Here is a 3,667-nt window from a genome sequence, read left to right as displayed (position 1 = left end):
TCCGCTGCGGCAAAACTTGAATGCGAAATTATTGAGATGGACGGAGAGCCTGACCATGTGCATCTGCTGGTTGCTTACCCGCCAAAACTGGCGGTCAGTGTGATGGTCAACAATCTGAAATCAGTATCGTCGCGCCTGCTGCGCCAGCAAAACACACATTTACGGACGCAAAGTAAAACGGGACTTTTTGTGGTCAAGGTCGTACTTTGTCTGTAGCTCCGGAGGGGCAACGATTGAAACACTCAGAGCCTACGTTCAGAGCCAGTCAACGCCTGATTGATCTTTAAAGCCCTGCGGGCTTTTCGCCTTATATCCTCGCCCGCACTGGGCGAGGATATAAGGCGTTTTTTCGCTAACTAAGTGATTGAAGTTTTACTCTTTCTCGTTTTTCTGACTGTTGATTAGCCCAGATACTGAGTAATATCACGATCATTCCCAGTATTTGTAAACTCGTTAATTGTTGTCCTAGTAATGCCCAACCTAAAATAACTGCACTTAGTGGGCTTAAAAAGCCTAATGAAGCCACAGAGCTTGGGCCTAATAATGCGAGCCCTCTAAACCAGAAAATATAGGTTAATGCGCCACCAATTAAGGTTAAATAAGCCAAGCCTAAAAGGTTAATACCTGTTAATGAAGGTAATGCAGGTTCAAATAATAAGGCAAAAGGTAATAATACAGCACCACCTGCGGTTAATTGCCAAGCTGTAAAAGTTAAAGGTGTAACCGGCGGTTGCCAACGACGACTTAATACAGTACCTGTTGCCATAGAAAATGCGCCTCCTAATCCTGCAATTATTCCGATAGGATCGAGTGCTGCATTTGGTGTCAGAATGAGTATTGCTACACCAAAAATGCCCCCTAATGCGGCTGAGATAGATAACCAGGATAGGCGCGTTTGTAATAACCAACGAGATAAAAATAAAACAATTAAAGGCTGCACCGCCCCTACTGTTGCAGCAACGCCACCGGGTAAACGATAGGCTGAAATAAATAATAACCACCAAAACAGTGAGAAATTTAAAATACCCAAAATAATTACACGTAGCCACCATATGCCCTGTGGCAGTTGTCTCATGATAATTAATAATAAAATTCCTGCAGGTAATGCACGCAATGCAGCTAATGTCATGGGAACATTAGCTGGCAACATTTCCGTTGTCACAATATAAGTGCTCCCCCATACAATGGGAGCCAATGCCGTTAATAGTAATGTTGTGTATCGATTCATAAAATCACTCGGTTAGTTGTTACTAGGCTCATTTATCTTGAGGTCAAGATAAATTGATAATACCTTGACGTCAAGATAAATAATTGACATGATAAATGCATGGATAGAATCGATAACATTACTAAACAATGGCAGCGCGAGCGCCCTGATCTTGATATTAGCCCGATGGGATTAATTGGACGATTGGGGAATATTACTTTGCATCTTTCGCGCGAAATGGAGAAAGTTTTCTCTCAATTTGGCTTAAATACATCAAGTTTTGATGTTCTTGCTACACTACGGCGTGCAGGAGATCCTTACACCCTCTCTCCGGGTGAAATGCTATCAACCCTGATGGTTACATCAGGCACGATGACAAATCGTATTGATCAATTAGAAAAAGCAGGTTGGGTTATTCGTAACGTTAATCCGGAAGATGGACGCAGTTTTTTAGTTTCGCTAACAGCGGAAGGCCTAAAATTAATCAACCAAGTGATAGAAGCACACGCTGAAAATCAAAAACGTTTAGTCTCTGGGTTATCACAACAAGAGCAACAAGCGTTAAATCAATTGCTTAAAGTTTTTCTTAATACGTTAGAATAGGATTTTATCTGCTTTTATTTTCTCCCATTTAGTATAACTCTCATTAACAGTGAAGGTAAGAATAAGGACTTAGTGTTTTTTACTTGCCTTCTTCCCTATCTCTTTTCCTTACTTTTGTTATGGGTAATAACTCACAATATGATGAGTTTTTTCTCTTGTAGAAAAAATTCCTTAACAGACATTCTTCACTTTACTGTCTTAATAGGGGTAACTTGTGGCATAATGCCGCCCCATTACCTTTTGTCATTCACTAATAATGAGTATTTGTCTTGTTAATCAGCAATAATATCACTATGCAGTTTGGCTCAAAGCCACTGTTTGAAAACATTTCTGTCAAATTCGGTGGCGGAAATCGCTATGGTTTAATCGGTGCTAACGGTAGCGGTAAATCAACCTTTATGAAAATTTTAGGTGGCGATTTAGTGCCAAGTAGTGGCAACGTGTTTCTCGATCCTAATGAACGTCTTGGTAAACTAAAACAAGACCAGTTTGCTTATGAAGAGTTTACTGTGCTTGATACGGTGATCATGGGGCACACTGAACTTTGGGAAGTGAAACAAGAGCGCGAACGCATCTATAACTTACCTGAAATGAGCGAAGAAGACGGTTTACGTGTTGCTGATCTCGAAGTTAAGTTTGGTGAAATGGACGGCTATACCGTTGAATCTCGTGCGGGCGAATTATTGCTAAATGTAGGTATTCCATTAGAACAACATAATGGTCCTATGAGTGAAGTGGCTCCAGGGTGGAAATTACGTGTGTTACTTGCACAAGCCCTGTTTGCTGATCCTGATATTCTGTTACTAGACGAACCGACGAACAACTTGGATATTGATACCATTCGTTGGCTTGAGCAAACGCTAAATGAACGTAACAGTACCATGATCATTATTTCCCATGACCGCCACTTCCTAAATATGGTATGTACGCACATGGCTGACTTAGATTATGGTTCACTCGCTGTTCATCCGGGTAACTATGATGAATATATGTTTGCTGCAACCCAGGCTCGTGAGCGTTTATTAGCGGATAATGCAAAGAAAAAAGCACAAATTAGTGAATTACAATCTTTCGTAAGTCGCTTTAGTGCTAATGCCTCTAAATCACGCCAAGCAACATCTCGAGCAAAACAAATTGAAAAAATTCAATTAGCTGAAGTTAAAGCATCGAGTCGCCAAAACCCATTCATTCGCTTTGAACAAGAGAAAAAATTATTCCGTAATGCGCTTGAAGTGGAAAATATCTCTAAAGGCTATGATGATAATCCTCCGCTGTTTAAGAACGTCAATATGATGCTTGAAGTGGGCGAAAAAGTGGCCATTTTAGGTAATAACGGTGTGGGTAAATCGACAATGATCAAAACATTAGTTGGTGAATTAACATCGGATACGGGTCGTTTAAAATGGTCTGAAAATTCAAATATTGGCTATTATGCACAAGATCATGCAACTGATTTTGAAGTCGATATGACGGTGTTTGATTGGATGAGTTTATGGATGAAACCAGACGACGACGAGCAATCTGTACGTAGCGTATTAGGTCGTTTACTGTTCTCACAAGATGACTTGAAAAAATCGGTTCAAGTTTTATCCGGTGGTGAAAAAGGCAGAATGTTATTTGGTAAATTGATGATGCAAAAACCAAACATTTTGATTATGGATGAACCAACGAACCACTTAGATATGGAATCTATCGAATCACTGAATATGGCATTAGAACTTTATCAAGGTACATTGATTTTTGTTTCTCATGACCGTGAATTTTGTGAGCTCATTGGCAAATCGTATTATTGAAATCACACCTGAAAAAGTGACTAATTTCCAAGGTACTTATGATGAGTTCCTTGCGAAAAAAGTG

The 3,667-nt window shown here is 40.0% G+C and carries 2 protein-coding genes and 2 pseudogenes; 3 read left to right on the top strand and 1 reads right to left on the bottom strand.

The window, feature by feature from the left end; translation table 11 throughout:
- Positions 1-280, top strand: a pseudogene (tnpA, locus tag BHE89_RS27050) (IS200/IS605 family transposase); the annotation flags it as partial.
- Between the two features lie 72 nt (positions 281-352).
- Here the strand turns inward: tnpA and BHE89_RS12165 are convergent.
- Entirely contained in the window at positions 353-1,228 is an 876-nt protein-coding gene (locus tag BHE89_RS12165; RefSeq protein WP_069367193.1) for an EamA family transporter, read from the bottom strand.
- A gap of 99 nt (positions 1,229-1,327) precedes the next feature.
- Between BHE89_RS12165 and BHE89_RS12160 the strand changes: the two genes are divergently transcribed.
- Complete coding sequence (locus BHE89_RS12160; RefSeq protein ID WP_069367192.1) at positions 1,328-1,810, top strand: MarR family winged helix-turn-helix transcriptional regulator; 483 nt, start codon at positions 1,328-1,330, stop codon at positions 1,808-1,810.
- Between the two features lie 269 nt (positions 1,811-2,079).
- Positions 2,080-3,667, top strand: a pseudogene (locus BHE89_RS12155) (ABC-F family ATPase); the annotation flags it as partial.

This window comes from Shigella sp. FC1967, assembly GCF_001743005.1.
GTDB lineage: Bacteria > Pseudomonadota > Gammaproteobacteria > Enterobacterales > Enterobacteriaceae > Proteus.
Note: the sequence above shows the minus strand (reverse complement) of the source record. Positions and strands in the feature narration are given on the sequence as shown.

Coding starts and splice junctions, on each gene's coding strand:
- BHE89_RS12165 (WP_069367193.1), bottom strand. CDS start 1,228: ATGAATCGATACACAACATTACTATTAACGGCATTGGCTCCCATTGTA.
- BHE89_RS12160 (WP_069367192.1), top strand. CDS start 1,328: ATGGATAGAATCGATAACATTACTAAACAATGGCAGCGCGAGCGCCCT.